The sequence below is a fragment of the Brevundimonas sp. DS20 genome, from assembly GCF_001310255.1.
Classification (GTDB): domain Bacteria; phylum Pseudomonadota; class Alphaproteobacteria; order Caulobacterales; family Caulobacteraceae; genus Brevundimonas; species Brevundimonas aurantiaca.
The window spans coordinates 133,854-148,890 of the sequence record NZ_CP012897.1 but is presented as its reverse complement, the minus strand read 5'-3'; the positions used below and the strand labels follow the sequence as shown (position 1 = coordinate 148,890).

The 15,037-nt window shown below is 69.5% G+C and carries 16 protein-coding genes; 6 read left to right on the top strand and 10 right to left on the bottom strand.

The window, feature by feature from the left end; all coding sequences use genetic code 11:
* Positions 1–2 precede the first annotated feature (2 nt).
* The 6 genes from JL11_RS00715 (at position 3) to JL11_RS00690 (ending at position 4,383) form a co-directional block, all read left to right on the top strand.
* Entirely contained in the window at positions 3–305 is a 303-nt protein-coding gene (locus JL11_RS00715; RefSeq protein WP_054763993.1) for a winged helix-turn-helix domain-containing protein, read from the top strand.
* An 11-nt stretch (positions 306–316) separates the two neighbouring features.
* Positions 317–1,105 (top strand): dihydropteroate synthase, encoded by a 789-nt coding sequence (gene folP / locus JL11_RS00710; RefSeq protein ID WP_054766733.1) that lies wholly within the window; start codon positions 317–319, stop codon positions 1,103–1,105.
* A gap of 40 nt (positions 1,106–1,145) precedes the next feature.
* The gene (locus JL11_RS00705) at positions 1,146–1,490 is read left to right on the top strand and encodes a DMT family transporter (protein ID WP_054763992.1); all 345 of its coding nucleotides are present in this window, start codon (positions 1,146–1,148) and stop codon (positions 1,488–1,490) included.
* Between the two features lie 50 nt (positions 1,491–1,540).
* Positions 1,541–2,326 carry a bifunctional hydroxymethylpyrimidine kinase/phosphomethylpyrimidine kinase gene (gene thiD, locus JL11_RS00700; protein ID WP_156314132.1) on the top strand — a complete coding sequence of 262 codons (786 nt, stop codon included), beginning with the start codon at positions 1,541–1,543 and terminating at the stop codon, positions 2,324–2,326.
* Between the two features lie 632 nt (positions 2,327–2,958).
* The gene (locus JL11_RS00695) at positions 2,959–3,540 is read left to right on the top strand and encodes a nucleotidyltransferase family protein (protein ID WP_054763990.1); all 582 of its coding nucleotides are present in this window, start codon (positions 2,959–2,961) and stop codon (positions 3,538–3,540) included.
* 39 nt (positions 3,541–3,579) lie between these two features.
* The gene (locus tag JL11_RS00690; protein WP_054763989.1) at positions 3,580–4,383 is read left to right on the top strand and encodes a DUF1295 domain-containing protein; all 804 of its coding nucleotides are present in this window, start codon (positions 3,580–3,582) and stop codon (positions 4,381–4,383) included.
* 136 nt (positions 4,384–4,519) lie between these two features.
* Here the strand turns inward: JL11_RS00690 and JL11_RS00685 are convergent, their stop codons facing one another.
* The 10 genes from JL11_RS00685 to hisB all read right to left on the bottom strand — a co-directional run bounded on the left by JL11_RS00685 (position 4,520) and on the right by hisB (position 14,906).
* Positions 4,520–4,825 (bottom strand): hypothetical protein, encoded by a 306-nt coding sequence (locus JL11_RS00685; RefSeq protein WP_054763988.1) that lies wholly within the window; start codon positions 4,823–4,825, stop codon positions 4,520–4,522.
* Positions 4,826–4,903: 78 nt separating this feature from the next.
* Positions 4,904–5,875, bottom strand: a complete 972-nt coding sequence (gene glk / locus JL11_RS00680; RefSeq protein ID WP_054763987.1) for a glucokinase — start codon at positions 5,873–5,875, stop codon at positions 4,904–4,906.
* Between the two features lie 30 nt (positions 5,876–5,905).
* Positions 5,906–7,795: a phosphogluconate dehydratase gene (gene edd / locus JL11_RS00675; RefSeq protein WP_054763986.1), complete on the bottom strand. Its 1,890-nt coding sequence runs from the start codon at positions 7,793–7,795 to the stop codon at positions 5,906–5,908.
* A gap of 1 nt (position 7,796) precedes the next feature.
* On the bottom strand, positions 7,797–8,507 hold the full coding sequence (pgl, locus tag JL11_RS00670; RefSeq protein WP_054763985.1) for a 6-phosphogluconolactonase: 711 nt from the start codon (positions 8,505–8,507) through the stop codon (positions 7,797–7,799).
* Positions 8,508–8,647: 140 nt separating this feature from the next.
* Positions 8,648–10,105: a glucose-6-phosphate dehydrogenase gene (gene zwf, locus JL11_RS00665; protein WP_054763984.1), complete on the bottom strand. Its 1,458-nt coding sequence runs from the start codon at positions 10,103–10,105 to the stop codon at positions 8,648–8,650.
* A 176-nt stretch (positions 10,106–10,281) separates the two neighbouring features.
* On the bottom strand, positions 10,282–10,914 hold the full coding sequence (gene hisIE / locus JL11_RS00660; protein WP_054763983.1) for a bifunctional phosphoribosyl-AMP cyclohydrolase/phosphoribosyl-ATP diphosphatase HisIE: 633 nt from the start codon (positions 10,912–10,914) through the stop codon (positions 10,282–10,284).
* Positions 10,915–11,086: 172 nt separating this feature from the next.
* Positions 11,087–11,854 (bottom strand): imidazole glycerol phosphate synthase subunit HisF, encoded by a 768-nt coding sequence (gene hisF, locus JL11_RS00655; protein ID WP_054763982.1) that lies wholly within the window; start codon positions 11,852–11,854, stop codon positions 11,087–11,089.
* Positions 11,851–12,585: a 1-(5-phosphoribosyl)-5-[(5-phosphoribosylamino)methylideneamino]imidazole-4-carboxamide isomerase gene (gene hisA / locus JL11_RS00650; RefSeq protein ID WP_054763981.1), complete on the bottom strand. Its 735-nt coding sequence runs from the start codon at positions 12,583–12,585 to the stop codon at positions 11,851–11,853. Before hisA ends, hisF begins: the two co-directional genes overlap by 4 nt.
* 145 nt (positions 12,586–12,730) lie before the next feature.
* Complete coding sequence (gene hisH / locus JL11_RS00645) at positions 12,731–13,333, bottom strand: imidazole glycerol phosphate synthase subunit HisH (protein WP_054763980.1); 603 nt, start codon at positions 13,331–13,333, stop codon at positions 12,731–12,733.
* 148 nt (positions 13,334–13,481) lie between these two features.
* Positions 13,482–14,906, bottom strand: coding sequence for an imidazoleglycerol-phosphate dehydratase HisB (gene hisB, locus JL11_RS00640; protein WP_054763979.1), 1,425 nt, complete (start codon positions 14,904–14,906; stop codon positions 13,482–13,484).
* Positions 14,907–15,037 lie beyond the last annotated feature (131 nt).

Below are 15,037 nucleotides of genomic sequence, written 5' to 3'. Positions count from 1 at the left end.
CCATGGGGCTGAACGACCTGGGGCGAATCGACGAGGTCATCCACGGCCGGATGCGGCTGGGGATCATGGTCTATCTGGCCGACGTCGAGGCCGCCGACTTCACCGAGCTAAAGACGGTGCTGGAGGCGACCCAGGGCAATCTGTCGGTGCATCTGAAGAAGCTGGAGGAGGCGGGCTATGTCGCCATCTCCAAGAGCTTCGTGAACAACAAGCCCCTGACGCGGGCGGCGATCACGCTTGAAGGGCGCAAGGCCTTCGACGCCTATCTGGAGGCTCTGGGCGGACTGATCGGGAGGAAGGCGTGACGGTCAAGGTCATGGGCATCGTCAACGTCACGCCCGACAGCTTCTCGGACGGGGGGCGCTGGGCGTCGACCGAGGCGGCGGCGGGCCAGGCGATGCGGCTGGTCGAGCAGGGGGCCGAGGTGCTGGACGTCGGGGGCGAGAGCACCCGGCCGGGCGCCGAGCCGGTCAGCGAGGCCGAGGAGATCGACCGGGTCGTTCCGGTGATCGAGGCCGTTCGCGCCCGCTGGGGCGGCCCGATCAGCGTCGATACGATGAAGCCGGCCGTGGCTCGGGCCGCCGTCGCCGCCGGGGCGACGATGTGGAACGACGTGACCGCCCTGGGCCATGCGCCGGACAGCGCAGCCGTCGCGGCCGAGCTGGGGTGCGAGGTGGTGCTGATGCACATGAGGGGCGAACCCCGGACCATGCAGGCCGATCCCCACTATGAGGACGTGGTCGCCGAGGTGCGGGCCTATCTGCTGGGCCGGGCCGAGGCGGCGACGGCGGCGGGGGTGGCGCGCGCGCGGATCTGGCTGGACCCGGGCATCGGCTTCGGCAAGACCCCGGCGCACAATATGGCCCTGACGGCGCGGCTGGGCGAGCTGGTCGCCCTGGGCTTTCCGGTGCTTTACGCCGCCAGCCGCAAGCGGACGATCCAGGCCGTCGATCCGACGGCGGTGGAGGCGACCGACCGGCTGGGCGGCTCGCTGGCCCTGGCCCTGGAGGGGGCGCGGCGCGGGGCGCGGATGGTGCGGGTCCATGACGTGCGCGAGACGGTTCAGGCGCTGAAGCTTCAGGCGGCGGTGGCGGCGGCGGAGTGACACGCTTGCCCCCGGCGACGGCCTGGGCCATCTGGTCCCCATGTCCTGGGTGATGTCGATCAATCCGTGGGCGACGCTGGTCGTCGCCGGTCTGCTGGAAGTGCTGTGGGCGTCCGGCCTGAAGTCCGTCAGCCTGCAAAGGCCGCTGACCTCGCTGGGGGTGCTGATCGCCCTGGCGGCCAGCATGATCCTGCTGTGGGTGGCGACCCAGAGGCTGCCGATCGGCACGGCCTATGCGGTCTGGACCGGGATCGGGGCGGTGGGCGCGGCCCTGGTGGGGATCGTCGTATACGGCGAGCCGGCGACGGCGGTGCGGGCGGTGTGCATCCTGCTGATCGTGGCGGGGATCGTGGGCTTAAAGCTGTTTTCGGGAGCCCACGCATGAGCCTCGCTCAAGCAGACGCCCGCCGCGCGGGCGGCGGTAGCGAAAGAAGAATGGGACGGGTCCTGATCCTGGCGGGGTCGGACAGCGGCGGCGGCGCGGGGGTCCAGGCCGACATCAAGGCGGTGACGATGATGGGCGGGTTCGCCGCCACGGCGATCACAGCCATCACGGTGCAGAACACCCTGGGGGTTCACGGCGTCCATCCCCTGCCGCTGGAGCTGATCGCGGCCCAGGCGCGGGCGGTGCTGGAGGACATCGGGACGGACGCGGTCAAGACCGGCATGCTGGGCTCGGTCGAGGTGGTCGAGACGGTGGCGGCCCTGCTGGACGAGGCCAAGGCCCCGGCCGTGGTCGATCCGGTCATGGTGGCCAAGGGCGGCCATCCTCTTTTGCCCGATGCGGCGGTGGAGGCGGTGCGGCGCCTGATGATCCCGCGCGCGGCCCTTCTGACCCCCAATGCGCCCGAGGCCGAGGCCCTGACCGGGCTGACGGTGCGCGACATCGACGGTCAGAGACGGGCGGGCGAGGCCCTGCTGAACCTGGGCGCCCGGGCCGTGCTGATGAAGGGCGGCCATGTGGACGGGCCGACGGTGATCGACCTCTTGATGACGGCCGACGGAGAGACGGTGCTGGAGGCCGAGCGGATCGACACCCGCCACACCCACGGCACCGGCTGCACCCTGGCCAGCGCGTGCGCGGCGGGTCTGGCCCTGGGGCGGCCGCTGGAGGTCGCGGTCGCCGAAGCCTGGGCCTATGTCGGCGAGGCGATCCGGCGGGCGCCGGGTCTCGGCGGCGGACACGGGCCGCTGGATCACGGCTGGCCGGTGCGGGGCTGAGGCGGCGGTCCATCGGACACGGAAAAAAGGGTGTCCGATCTGTCCGATCTGTCCGACGGCCTTTGTTTTTGAAGCGGAATTCGTCCGACGCCGATCGGACTGTCCGAGAATCGAGTCCCACGACGGCCTGCGAGCGGGGCGTCGGATCGGCGAGCGGCCGAGATCGGACAGGAAAAAAGGTGTCCGATGTGTCCGATCTGTCCGACGGCCATTGTTTTCACAAAGAAAATGGGCGAACTCCGATCGGACTGTCCGGCGGGGCCACGTTCTGCGCGCGTTGCGATGTCAAAGACCGGAACGCCAGTATAGGGCCGCGCGGAAGGGCGCCGGCTGTTTTGACGGGTGAAGCCCTAAGCCTTTGAACCTTTTCGGGCTCGCCTCGACAATCGCGCGCGTAACGGGCGGCGGGCATGGTCCGCCGTTGCGAGGCGGGCCTCCGTTGCGTTCGTCATCCTCGCCCTTGTGGCGAGGATCCAGACGCCCGGTGTTTCCGCAAGGCGCGCCGTCTTTGGCGCCCGGAGTCTGGATCCTGGGGACAAGCCCCAGGATGACGGGACGTGCGGGGGCGCGCATCTGGGGATGAAGGCGGACGGCCTCTCCCGCAGGACGGATGGGAAGGGTAAGGGAGGCGGATGAACGCCCCCCTGAGCCAGAAGCTGATCGACATCGTCCGCGCCGATCCCGGCCTGATGCACGTTTTGCGGACGGTGCGGGGGCTGGGCCTGCCCGACTGGCGGCTGGTGTCGGGCGCCGTCTATCAGGCGGTGTGGAACGCCAGGACGGGGCGGCCGGCGGGGTATGGGATCAAGGATTACGACCTGGCCTATTTCGACGGATCGGACCTGTCCTATGAGGCCGAGGACGGGGTGATCAAACAGGTCGCCGCCGCCTTTGACGAACCCTTCCGCAGCCAGGTCGAGGTGCGCAACCAGGCGCGGGTGCATCTGTGGTTCGAAAACCGGTTCGGCGAGCCCTATGAGGCTCTGCATTCGACCGACGAGGCCCTGAGCCGGTTCGTGGCCCCCGCCTTCGCCGTCGGGGTGCGGCTGGAGGCGGACGACGCGATCACCATGGCGGCGCCGTTCGGACTGGAGGATGTGTTCGCCATGGTCGTGCGGCCCAATCCGAACCGGCCGGTGGCCAAGGGCTGGGCCAGGACTGTCGAGAATGCGCGGGGGCGGTGGCCGGAGTTGACGGTGGTTGAATCCGTCTAGGGCGCGCATCCAGGGCGCGCGGCGACACGTATCGGCCGTATGACCCTGATCGACATCCTCATCCTCCTGGCCCTGAACCTGGCCCTGATCGTCGCCGTGATGCTGGGGCTGTGGGGCGTGGCGCTGAGGCTGAAGGACGTCAGTTTCGTCGATGCGGTTTGGCCCTTGGGCATGTTGCTGCTGGCCCTGGTCACCCTGCCGCGGACCGACGGCGATCCGACGCGCAAGACCCTGCTGGTCGTGATCTGCGCAGTCTGGGCGCTGCGGCTGGGGCTGCATCTGTTCGGGCGGTGGCGGGCCAGCGGGGCGGACGGCCGCTATGTGCAGATCGTCGAGGATCAGGAACGGAACAAGGGCTGGTCCTTCGCCAAGACGGCCCTGCTGTTCGTCTTCCTGCCCCAGGCCGTTCTGGCCTGGCTGACGGCCCTGCCGGTGCAGCTGGGCCAGGTCGCCGACGCGCCGGCGGCGGGGGGGCTCGCCCTGATCGGGGCGGGGCTGGCCCTGGCGGGGATCGTCATCGAAAGCACGGGCGACGCCCAGCTGGCGGCCTTCAGAAGCGACCCGGCCAACAAGGGGCGGGTGCTGGACACCGGCCTGTGGCGCTATACGCGCCATCCGAACTATTTCGGCGACGCCTGCGTCTGGTGGGGGCTGTGGCTGATCGCGGCGGAGACGGGCGTGGGCCTGTGGTCCATCGCCGGACCGATCTTCCTGACCTTCACCCTGACGCGGTGGTCGGGGATCGGGATTACGGAGAAGGCGATCAACCGGTCGCGGCCGGGCTATGCGGACTATGTGAAGCGGACCAGCGCCTTCGTGCCGTGGCCGCCGAAGAAGGGGTGAGGTCCGCTTCTCCCCGTCATCCTCGGGTCAAGCCCGAGGATGACGACAAGGCATGGATGACGGACGTGTCGGGACGAGGCGCGAAAAAGCCCCCGTCGCGAACGACGGGGGCTTTGAACCGAGACGTGACGGCGTCTTAGTTGGTGGTCGGGGTGTTGTGGGTGGTCATGCCGCCGTCGGCGTTGCCGCCCTGTTGCTCGATCTGGTCGGCGCGGCGGTCGGCGTTTTCCTCGACCTGGTCGGCCTGGCGGTTCAGGGCGTCCTTCTGAGCGTCGGTCGGGGCGGCGTCGGCCTGGGCTTCCAGCTGGTCGGCGCGGGCTTCGCCCTGGGCCTCGACGGCGTCGGCGCGGTTCTCGGCGGCCTTGTCGGCGGCGCTTTCACCGCAGGCGGCGACGCCCGACAGGACGAACAGGGAGGCGGCGGCGACAGCGATCTTTTTCATGACGTTTCCTTCCGTTGTGGAGGCAGGGAAACGTCACGGCGGCGGTTCAGTTCACGCCGCCGTGAGCTTTTCGTGATCTCAGCCCTCGGCCTCGGCGAAGGCGACCCGCGCGGCGCCCAGGAGGGCGGCGTGTTTGTGCATGATCACCTTGGTCGGGATCTCCTGCATGTATTCCTTGAACCGGCCCTTGCGCTCGAACCTCTGGCGGAAGGGGCTGGCCTTGATGAAGGGCAGGATGCGCGGGACGATGCCCCCGGCGATATAGACGCCGCCGCGCGCGCCCGTGGTCAGGGCGATGTCGCCGGCGACCGCGCCCAGTATGGCGCAGAAGCGGGCCAGGGTGGCGCCGCAGGGGCTGTTCGGATCGGCCAGGGCGGTCTGGGTGATCTGGGCGGGGTCGTCGATATGGGTCTCGCGCCCGTCGATCTCGGCCAGGGCCCGGTGCATGTTCAACAGGCCGGGGCCGCAGATCAGACGCTCGATCGAGACGCGGTCATAGCGGCGGCGCAGGATGCGCAGGATCTCGTCCTCGACCGGATCGCCGGGGGGGAAACAGGCGTGGCCGCCTTCGGACGGCATGGCCATCTCCTTGCCGTGCGCGTCGCGCACCAGGGCCGAGACGCCGAAGCCGGTGCCGGGGCCCAGGACGGCGACGGTCGAATGGGGATCGCCGTCGACGGGGCCGCCCAGGCTTTCCAGCTGGTCTTGCGGCACGATGGGGGCGCCCCAGGCCAGGGCCTCGAAGTCGTTGATCAGCTTGACCGGCGAAAGACCCAGGGTCGAAAGCTCGCTTTCCGACACCTGCCAGGGGGAGTTGGTCAGGTCGATGGCGCCGTCGGTGACGGGGCCGGCCACGGCGATGACGCCGCCGGTCGGCTTGACCTCGCAGCCCTCGATGAAGGCGGCGACCCCTTCCAGGAAGGTCGGATAGGTTTCGGCCGGGAAGCTCTCGTGGTGGTCCAGCACGGGCTTGCCGTCGATCATGCGAGCGACGGCGAAACGGGCGTTGGTGCCGCCGACGTCTCCGACGAGGAGGGTCTTGTCAGTCATAGGGTCGTTTCCTGCAGTCGGTGCGTCGGATCAGGCGTCGACGGTCCGGTCGACGAGATTGGGGTCGGGCGGGGTGTCCGTATGGGCCTGGGCGCCGGAGGGGAAGGCGAAACAGACGGTGGCGCCCTCTTCGGCCGTCGTGACCACATGGCGGAAGGCGCCGAACAGCTCACGGCCGTAGCCCCAGGCCGAGCCCTCGGCGTGGACGCTGGAACGGATCGCGGCGGGCCGGGCGGTCAGGCCGTCGACGCCGACCGTGGTCAGAACCCCGGCCTCGGCGTCCAGACGGATGACGTCGCCGTCCTTCACATGGGCCAGGGGGCCGCCGGCGAGGGCCTCAGGGCTGACGTGGATGGCGGCCGGGGTCTTGCCGCTGGCGCCCGACATGCGGCCGTCGGTGACGAAGGCGACCTTGAACCCCTTGTCCTGGATGACCGACAGGGCCGGCGACAGGCTGTGCAGCTCGGGCATGCCGTTGGCCTTGGGGCCCTGAAAGCGCAGGACCACGACCACGTCGCGGAACAGCTTGCCGTCCTTGAAGGCCTGGAGCGCGTCTTCCTGGGTTTCGAAGACGGCGGCGGGGGCCTCGACGATGCGGTTCTCGGGCTTGACCGCCGAGACCTTGATGACGGCGCGGCCGAGGTCGCCCTGGACCAGGCGCAGGCCCCCCTCCTTGTCGAAGGGATCGGAGGCGGGGCGCAGGATGTCGCGATCGAGGCTTTCCTTGACCCCGTCGCGCCAGACCAGCTGGCCGTCCACCATCGACGGTTCCTGGAAATAGGCCTCGATGCCGCGACCCATGATGGTCGTGACGTCGGTGTGGATATGGCCGTGCTCGGCCAGTTCGCGGGCGACGAAGGCGACGCCGCCGGCGGCCTGGAAGGCGTTCACATCGGCCGAGCCGTTGGGATAGACGCGGGCCAGCAGGGGGGTGACGGACGACAGCTCGTCCATGTCGGTCCAGTCGATCAGCACGCCCGCCGCCCGCGCCATGGCGACCAGGTGGATGGCGTGGTTGGTCGAGCCGCCGGTGGCCAGAAGGGCGACGATGGCGTTGACGATGGACTTCTCGTCGATCACGTCGGCCATGCGGCTCTCGCCGGTCCGGGCCAGTTCGACCGCGCGCTGGGCGGCGGCGGCGGTCAGGGCGTCGCGCAGGCCGGTGTCCGGATGGACGAAGGCGGTCGAGGGCATGTGCAGGCCCGCCAGCTCCATCATCATCTGGTTCGAATTGGCCGTGCCGTAGAAGGTGCAGGTGCCGGGCGAGTGATAGGAGCCGATCTCGCTTTCCAGCAGGGTCTGGCGATCCACCTTGTTCTGGGCGTACTCGGCGCGGACGCGGGATTTCTCCGCGTTCGGAATGCCCGAGGGCATGGGGCCGGCGGGGGCGAAGACGACGGGCAGATGGCCGAAGGCCAGGGCGCCCATGAACAGGCCGGGCACGATCTTGTCGCAGACCCCCAGCATCAGGGCCGCGTCGAAGGCGTCGTGCGTCAGGGCCACGCCCGCCGACATGGCGATGACGTCGCGGCTGAACAGGGACAGCTCCATGCCGGGGCGACCCTGGGTGACGCCGTCGCACATGGCGGGGGTGCCGCCGGCGACCTGGGCCGTGGCGCCGACCTGACGCACCGCTTCGCGGACCACGCCGGGGAAGCGCTCGAACGGCTGGTGGGCCGACAGCATGTCGTTATAGGCGGTGACGATGCCCAGGTTGGGCTTGGACCCGTCCATCGCCGTCAACTTGTCGGCTATGGTCTGACCGGCGAAGGCGTGGGCCCAGTTGGCGCAGGAGAGCTTGGCGCGGCCGGCGCCGGAATCGCGGGCGGCGTCAATGCGGCGCAGATAGTCGGCGCGGGTCGCGCGGCTCTTCTCGATGATGCGGTTGGTGACCGCGGCGACAGTGGGATGAAGCGCCATATCAGCCTTCCTCCGTCCACAGAACTTCAAGGGGAACGTTCGCCGCGATCAGGGCGGCGATGGGCTGGATCTTGGGATCGCCCTTGGCCTGCTCTTCAAAAACCCGGCGTTTGGCGGCGCCCTTCAGGCCCAGGATCACCCGGCCGGCGGACATCAGATAGGGCAGGTTGATCGACAGGCGCTCGATCGTCGGCGCGGCGCCGTCGCGGCCGTGGGGCACGCCCAGCACCGTCGGCTTCAGCGTCGGGGTCAGAAGCGTCTTCAGGGTGGGGCTGTCAGGGAACATGGAGCAGATATGGCCGTCCTCCCCCATGCCGAGAAGGACCGCGTCGAAACGCCCGCCCGCATCGACCAGGGCGTGGGCGGCGACGATGGCGGCCCGGTCCACTGTGACCTCGGGCGTATAGAGGGGAATGAAGCGGGCGGCGGCCGCCTTGTCCTGCAACAGGACGTCGCGGATCAGCCGGGCGTTGGACTCAGGCGAGGTCTCGGGGACGTAGCGTTCGTCCACCAGGGTCACGGCGATCCTGGCCCAGTCCAGGTCGGTCGCAGCGAGGCGGCGATAGACGGGGGCGGGGGTGGTTCCGCCGGGGCCGGCGAAGACGGCGGAGTCCTTGTCGCGGACGGCGGCGCCCAGGGTCTCGGCCAGGCGGGCGGCGATGGCCTCGGCCCAGGCGTCGACGGTGGGGAAGGTTTCGATGGGGTGGGGCATTCTAACAGTCCTTCCTTCCGTCATCCTCGGGCTTGACCCGAGGATCGGAGGTGGCGGCGAGGAAGATGTCTCGCGTCATCGCACCAGCGGGCTGAACGTCCGGTCCTCGGGTCAAGCCCGAGGATGAGGGTGCAAAAAACTCACACATCGGTCGTGTTCCAGTCGCGGCCGGTGCGGATCATCAGCATGTCGGCGCTGTCGGGGCCCCAGGTTCCGGCGACGTATTCGTCGGGCTTATGGCCGGATTCAGCCCAGGCCTCGGCGACCTCATCGACCCATTTCCACGCCTGTTCGGCCTCGTCGCGGCGGACGAACAGGGTGGAGTCGCCCGCCATGGCGTCCAGCAGCAGCCGCTCATAGGCGATGCGGCGGCGCGGGGGGGCGGCGGACTTGCCGTCCACGCCCCAGGACAGGCTCATGGTGATGGGCTGGAGCTGCATCCGCTTGTCCAGGCCGGGCCGCTTGTTCATCACCGTCAGGGAGATGTCCTCCTCGGGCTGAAGCTCGATGATCATGCGGTTGGCCAGCGCCTCGCCCTCTTCATCGTCGAAGATGGAGTGGGGCACGGGCTTGAACTGGATGACGATTTCGGTGCGCTTCTCGGGCAGGCGCTTGCCGGTGCGCATGAAGAAGGGCACGCCCGCCCAGCGCCAGTTGTCGATGTCGGCCCGGATGGCGACGAAGGTCTCGGTGTCGGACGGGGCGCCGCGCTCCTCGATATAGCCCTTGGCCGGCCTGCCCTCGGACACGCCCGCCACATACTGGCCGCGCACGGTGACGCGCTCGGCCTCCTCGTGGGTGATGGGTCGGAGGGACCGCAGCACCTTGACCTTTTCGTTGCGGAGGGACTCCGGGTCCAGATCGCTGGGCGGCTCCATGGCGACCAGGCACAGCAGCTGGAGCATGTGGTTCTGGAGCATGTCGCGCAATGCGCCGTACTCGTCATAGTAGGGCCAGCGGTCGCCGACCCCCACCGTTTCGCCGATGGTGATCTGGACGTGGTCGATCGTCAGATTGTTCCACAGGGGCTCGAAGATGGTGTTGCCGAAGCGCAGGGCCGTCAGGTTCTGGACCGTCTCCTTGCCCAGATAGTGGTCGATGCGGAACACCTGGTCCTCGCGGAAGGCGTGGGCCACGGCGTCGTCGATCTCGAGGAAGGACTTGAGGTCCCGGCCGACCGGCTTCTCCAGCACGATGCGGCAGTTGCGCTCGGCCAGACCCGCCGCCTTCATCGCCGTGACGATGCGGCCGTACAGCGAGGGGGAAACGGCCAGGAAGGAGGTGACCTCGCCGTCCCCGACCTTGTCCTTCAGCGGCTTCAGGCTGTCGGCCGAGGTGGCGTCCACCGCCAGATAGTCGAGCCGGGCCTTCATCCGGGTCCAGGAATGGTCGTCCCAGGCCTGATCCTGTTCGGCGCGAGCCTTCACCGCCTCATGGACCTTGGTGACATAGTCCTCAGCCGTCTCCTCGGAGCGGGCGGCGCCGATGATCTTCAGGCCGTCGGGCAGGAGTCCGTCGTGTTCCAGGAAGTAGAGCGAAGGCAACAGCATCCGCATCGCCAGATCGCCGCCGCCGCCGAACAGAATGAGAGCCGCCATCGAAATTCCCTCGAATATCCCATTTGTCGGGACGAACGCCTTTACGGCCTAGAGCATGATCGTTTCGGACGGAACCGCTTCGCGGTTCCGACAGAAGCGTGAATCATGCTCTCGGTTTGATCTGGAGCCTGATTCACGGCTTCAGCGGAATCGCGAAGCGATTCCACTTCAACCGATCAGGCTCTAGTCTTTGGGCCTTTGCCCGCTTCCGCCCGCGAGGCCAACACGTCCAGCACGTCCTGAAACACCATGTTACGGACATGGAGAAGCACCAAGAGGTGATAGATCAAATCCGCCGCCTCGCCGGCGAGTTCCTCATCCGGGCCGGCGACGCCCGCCAGGGCGGTCTCGACGCCCTCTTCGCCGACCTTCTGGGCGATGCGTTTGGCGCCCTGGGCGACCAGTTTGGCGGTCCAGCTTTCTGACGGATCGGCGGCGGCCCGTTCGGCGATGGTCCGCTCCAGCCGGGCGATGCGGCCCAGGCCCGGCGCGTCGGCCGCGCCGAAACAGCTGGTGCGGTGCAGGTGGCAGGCGTTTCCGACCGGATTCACCGCCAGGACCAGGGCGTCGCCGTCGCAGTCGGGGGTGATCGAGACGACGTGCAGACGGTCGCCCGAGGTCTCGCCCTTTCGCCAGCGCCCGCCGCGCGAACGCGAGAAGAAGGTGGCCTCGCCCGACTGGATCGTCTCGTCCAGGGCGGCGCGGTCCATATAGGCCAGGGTCAGGACCTGGAGCGTGGCGGCGTCCTGGACCACCACGGGGACCAGGCCGTTTCCTTTTTCGAAGTCGATGGCAGCGGGGTCGATCATGGGGTGATCTCCTCAAAAATCCTCCCCCTCTGGGGGAGGGGGACCGCCCGAAGGGTGGTGGAGGGGGTAAGGGCTTGCGGGGTGTTGAACATCGGGCGGCGGCGCGCGGGCGGGCCCCCTCCACCGCTTCGCGGTCCCCCTCCCCCAAAGGGGGAGGATTGCGGGGATCGGGTCACAATCTCATCTCCAGCCCTTCGCCCGCCAGATAGGCCTTCAGGTCCGGGATGGCGATGGCGCCGGTGTGGAAGACGCTGGCGGCCAGGGCGCCGGAGACGTCCGACTGTTCGAACACGGCCTTGAAATGCTCCGGGGCGCCCGCGCCGCCCGAGGCGATCAGGGGGATGGTCAGGCGCGCCCGGGCGGCGGACAGCTGTTCGATGTCGTAGCCTTTGCGAACCCCGTCCTGGTCGATGCAGTTCAGCACGATCTCGCCGGCGCCCAGGCTCTGGGCCTCGTCCAGCCAGTCAAGGGTGCGTTTGCCGGCGCGGCGGCGGGCGTCCGGATCGCCGGTGTATTTGTGGACCACCCAGTCGCCGTCCTCGAACCGGCTGTCGACGCCGACGACGACGCATTGCCCGCCCAGCCGTTCGGCCATTTCGGCGATCAGTTCGGGACGCTCCAGGGCGGGGGAGTTGATCGACACCTTGTCCGCCCCGTGATCCAGGCAGCGGGCGGCCTGATCGACGCTGCGGATGCCGCCGGCGACGCAGAAGGGGATGTCCAGCAGCCGGGCGATGTCCTTGATCCAGCCATAGTCGAGGGTCCGGCCCTCGGGGCTGGCGGTGATGTCGTAGAAGACCAGTTCGTCGGCGCCGGCGTCGCGGTAGCGGGCGGCCAGTTCAGCGGCGTCGCCCATGTCGGTGTGGCCGACGAACTTGACGCCCTTGACCACCCGGCCGTCCTTGACGTCCAGACAGGGGACGATACGGCGCGCGGTCATGCCGTGGCCGCCGCTATGGCTTGCGGCAGGGTGAAGCGGTTCTCGTACAGGGCGCGGCCGACGATGGCGCCGTTGCAGCCCAGGGCCTTGACCGCGACGAGATCGTCCAGAGACGAGATGCCGCCGGACGCCTGAAGGACGACATCGGGGCGACGGCGGCGGATTTCGGCCAGCAGCTCCAGATTGGGGCCGGTCAGGGCCCCGTCGCGGCCGACGTCTGTGACCAGCAGGTGTTTGGCCGTGCCCTTGGGATAGCGATCCAGCGCCTCCCACAGGGTGACGCCGGACGACTGGGTCCAGCCCTTCAGGGCAGGAACGGGCACGCCGTCCTCGATCTTGACGTCCAGGGCCAGGGTGATGCGTTCGGGGCCGAAACCCTTGAGCCAGGCGGCGACGTCATTGGGTCGGGTCACCGCCAGGGAGCCGACGACGACGCGGGAGACCCCGGCCTCCAGCAGCTTGGCCACATCATTGGCGCTGCGGACGCCGCCGCCGGACTGGATCTTGATCTCGAGGGCCTGGGCCAGTTCGCCGATCAGGGCGTGCTGGCGCGCCTCGCCCGCCTCAGCCCCGTCCAGATCGACGATGTGAATCCACTCGGCGCCCTCGGCCGCGAAGGCGCTGAGGCGGGCGGCGGGCTGTTCGTCGTACTGCGTCACCTGGTCGAACTTGCCGTGCATCAGGCGCACGCAGACGCCGTCCTTCAGGTCGATGGCGGGGTAGATCAGCATGGGGTCGGCTTCCGTTCGTCATCCTCGGGCTTGACCCGAGGATCGGGCGTGGATCGGCTTGTGCGGGGCCTCGTTCGCACGAGCGGCGGATGGTCCGATCCTCGGGTCAAGCCCGAGGATGACGGGGAGGGGGAGGCGGCGCGGGTCATGCGGCGACCTGCAGGAAGTTCCTGAGAATCGTCGCCCCGGCCTCGGCCGAGCGTTCGGGGTGGAACTGGCAGCCCCAGCGGTTGGCGGTGCGGACTATGGCGGGCACGGGGCCGCCGTAGTCGGCGCGGGCCAGGGTGGCGGGGCCGTCGGGACAGACATAGCCGTGGACGAAATAGGCGTAGGCGCCGTCGGCGACCCCCTCCAGCAGCGGATCCTCACGGTCGCGCGTCAGCCGGCTCCAGCCCATATGCGGCACGGGCAGGCCGCCGGCCGGCTCCAGCCGGGACACGGCGCCGGGGATGAAACCCAGCAGATCGACGCCCTCGCCCTCCTGGCTGGTTTCGAACAGAAGCTGCTGGCCCAGGCAGACGCCCAGCAGGGGACGGGGGAAGGCGCGGATCGGTTCGACCAGGCCCAGCTCCGACAGGCGGCTCATGGCGTAACCGGCCGCCCCGACGCCGGGCAGGATGACCCGTTCGGCGTCTGTGATCACGGCGGGATCGTCGGTCAGGCGCACGGTGGCGCCGAGACGTTCCAGGGCGAACTGGACCGAGGCGACGTTGCCGGCGCCGTAGGCGATGACGGCGACCTCGGTCATGCGATCCTCCCCCGTCGGGGGAGGGGGACCGCGCGTAGCGTGGTGGAGGGGGAGAGGACGCACGAGGTGTGGAGCGTCAGGCGCCGGCGCGCGGGCCGGCCCCCTCCACCGCTTCGCGGTCCCCCTCCCCCATGGGGGGAGGATTTCATCACAACACCCCCTTCGTCGACGGCACCGCATCGCCCTCGATCCGGATGGCTTGGCGCAGGGCGCGGCCGAAGGCTTTATAGACGGCCTCGGTCTTGTGGTGGTCGTCCTGGCCCGTGACCTTGATGTGGACGGCGGCGCCCATGGCCTCGGCCAGGGAGCGGAAGACGTGGGCCGTCAGGTCGGTGCGGTAGTCGCCGATGAAGGGGGTGTCGAACGTGCCTTCGAACAGCGGATAGGGTCGGCCGGACAGGTCGATGGAGACCGCAGCGTTGGCCTCGTCCATCGGCAGGACGAAGCCGTAGCGGGCGATGCCCTTGCGCTCGCCCAGCGCCTGTTTCAGCGCCTGCCCCAGGGCGATGGCGCTGTCCTCGATCGTGTGGTGGGGGTCGGTGTGCAGGTCGCCCTCGCACTGGAGGCGCAGGGAGAAGCCGCCGTGGGCCGCGATCTGCTCCAGCATATGGTCGAAGAAGCCGACGCCGGTCTCGATCCGGACGGGACCGGGGGCGTCCAGATCGACGGCGCAGACGATGCGGGTCTCTTTCGTATCGCGCACGGCCTGGCCGAGGCGGGCCGGACGGCGCTTGGCGGGCGTCAGGCCGAAGGCGGCCAGCAGCCGGTCGTTGACCTCGGGCTTGATCGAGACGGGCAGCCGCAACCGGTCGCCGGACCGGTCGGCCTCGATCCCATAGGTCTTCAAGCGCGCCAAGGCGGCGGCCGGGTCTTCGGGGCGGGCCATGATGATGGGGCCGACGCCGGGCTCGACCGTCAGGTCGCGGCCCAGTTCGCGGGCCAATCGCTCGCGCTCGCGCCGGACCGAGGCGATGCGCTCGGTCGTCTCGATCATCCGCGACGGGTCCAGGGCCTGAAGCGCCAGCCGCACCAGGGGCTCCGGCAGGGCGTAGGGCTCCAGCACCGAGGCGAGGCGGGCCAGGGTCGGGGCCTGGGCGATGGCGGCGCCGACGCGGGCGCCGGCCAGGCCATAGGCCAGGGACAGGCTGCGCAGCACGACCAGATTGGGCTGGTCGGCGACGACGGTGGCGGCGGAGACGCTGTCGGAGAACTCGATCAGGCCCTCGTCCACCACCAGCAGGGCGGGGGCGAGGCGGGCGGCCATTTCGGCGACCGCCTCGGGCGAGCCCAGGGCGCGGATGACGACCGCAGCGGGGGCTCCTTTGGCCGGATAGATGGCGGCGAGACGCTCATAGGGTTCGGCCTTCGGCGCCTCGACCGAACCGCCGTCGCGAGCGGCGAGACGCCAGACCAGCTCCAGCCCATGGGTCAGGCCGCGCACCGGCAGGACCTGGTCGGCTGGCACGGCGTAGATCGCCGCCATGCGGGCGGGGAGGGCGGCGGCCTCGCCCGGATAGCGGTCCAGGCCCTCGCCGCCGGAGACCAGCGGGGGATAGGGGGCGGGCAGGGTCATAGGGCGGCTCCGCTATGATCTTCCCCCGCTTGCGGGGGAAGTGTCAGGTCGTGGCGCGAAGCGACACGCCTGACGATGGGGGGAGTTCTGCGACTTGGCGAAACGCCCCTCTCCGACCCTGGTTCGCTGCG

Coding starts and splice junctions, on each gene's coding strand:
- JL11_RS00715 (WP_054763993.1), top strand. CDS start 3: ATGGGGCTGAACGACCTGGGGCGAATCGACGAGGTCATCCACGGCCGG.
- folP (WP_054766733.1), top strand. CDS start 317: ATGGGCATCGTCAACGTCACGCCCGACAGCTTCTCGGACGGGGGGCGC.
- JL11_RS00705 (WP_054763992.1), top strand. CDS start 1,146: ATGTCCTGGGTGATGTCGATCAATCCGTGGGCGACGCTGGTCGTCGCC.
- thiD (WP_156314132.1), top strand. CDS start 1,541: ATGGGACGGGTCCTGATCCTGGCGGGGTCGGACAGCGGCGGCGGCGCG.
- JL11_RS00695 (WP_054763990.1), top strand. CDS start 2,959: ATGAACGCCCCCCTGAGCCAGAAGCTGATCGACATCGTCCGCGCCGAT.
- JL11_RS00690 (WP_054763989.1), top strand. CDS start 3,580: ATGACCCTGATCGACATCCTCATCCTCCTGGCCCTGAACCTGGCCCTG.
- JL11_RS00685 (WP_054763988.1), bottom strand. CDS start 4,825: ATGAAAAAGATCGCTGTCGCCGCCGCCTCCCTGTTCGTCCTGTCGGGC.
- glk (WP_054763987.1), bottom strand. CDS start 5,875: ATGACTGACAAGACCCTCCTCGTCGGAGACGTCGGCGGCACCAACGCC.
- edd (WP_054763986.1), bottom strand. CDS start 7,795: ATGGCGCTTCATCCCACTGTCGCCGCGGTCACCAACCGCATCATCGAG.
- pgl (WP_054763985.1), bottom strand. CDS start 8,507: ATGCCCCACCCCATCGAAACCTTCCCCACCGTCGACGCCTGGGCCGAG.
- zwf (WP_054763984.1), bottom strand. CDS start 10,105: ATGGCGGCTCTCATTCTGTTCGGCGGCGGCGGCGATCTGGCGATGCGG.
- hisIE (WP_054763983.1), bottom strand. CDS start 10,914: ATGATCGACCCCGCTGCCATCGACTTCGAAAAAGGAAACGGCCTGGTC.
- hisF (WP_054763982.1), bottom strand. CDS start 11,854: ATGACCGCGCGCCGTATCGTCCCCTGTCTGGACGTCAAGGACGGCCGG.
- hisA (WP_054763981.1), bottom strand. CDS start 12,585: ATGCTGATCTACCCCGCCATCGACCTGAAGGACGGCGTCTGCGTGCGC.
- hisH (WP_054763980.1), bottom strand. CDS start 13,333: ATGACCGAGGTCGCCGTCATCGCCTACGGCGCCGGCAACGTCGCCTCG.
- hisB (WP_054763979.1), bottom strand. CDS start 14,906: ATGACCCTGCCCGCCCCCTATCCCCCGCTGGTCTCCGGCGGCGAGGGC.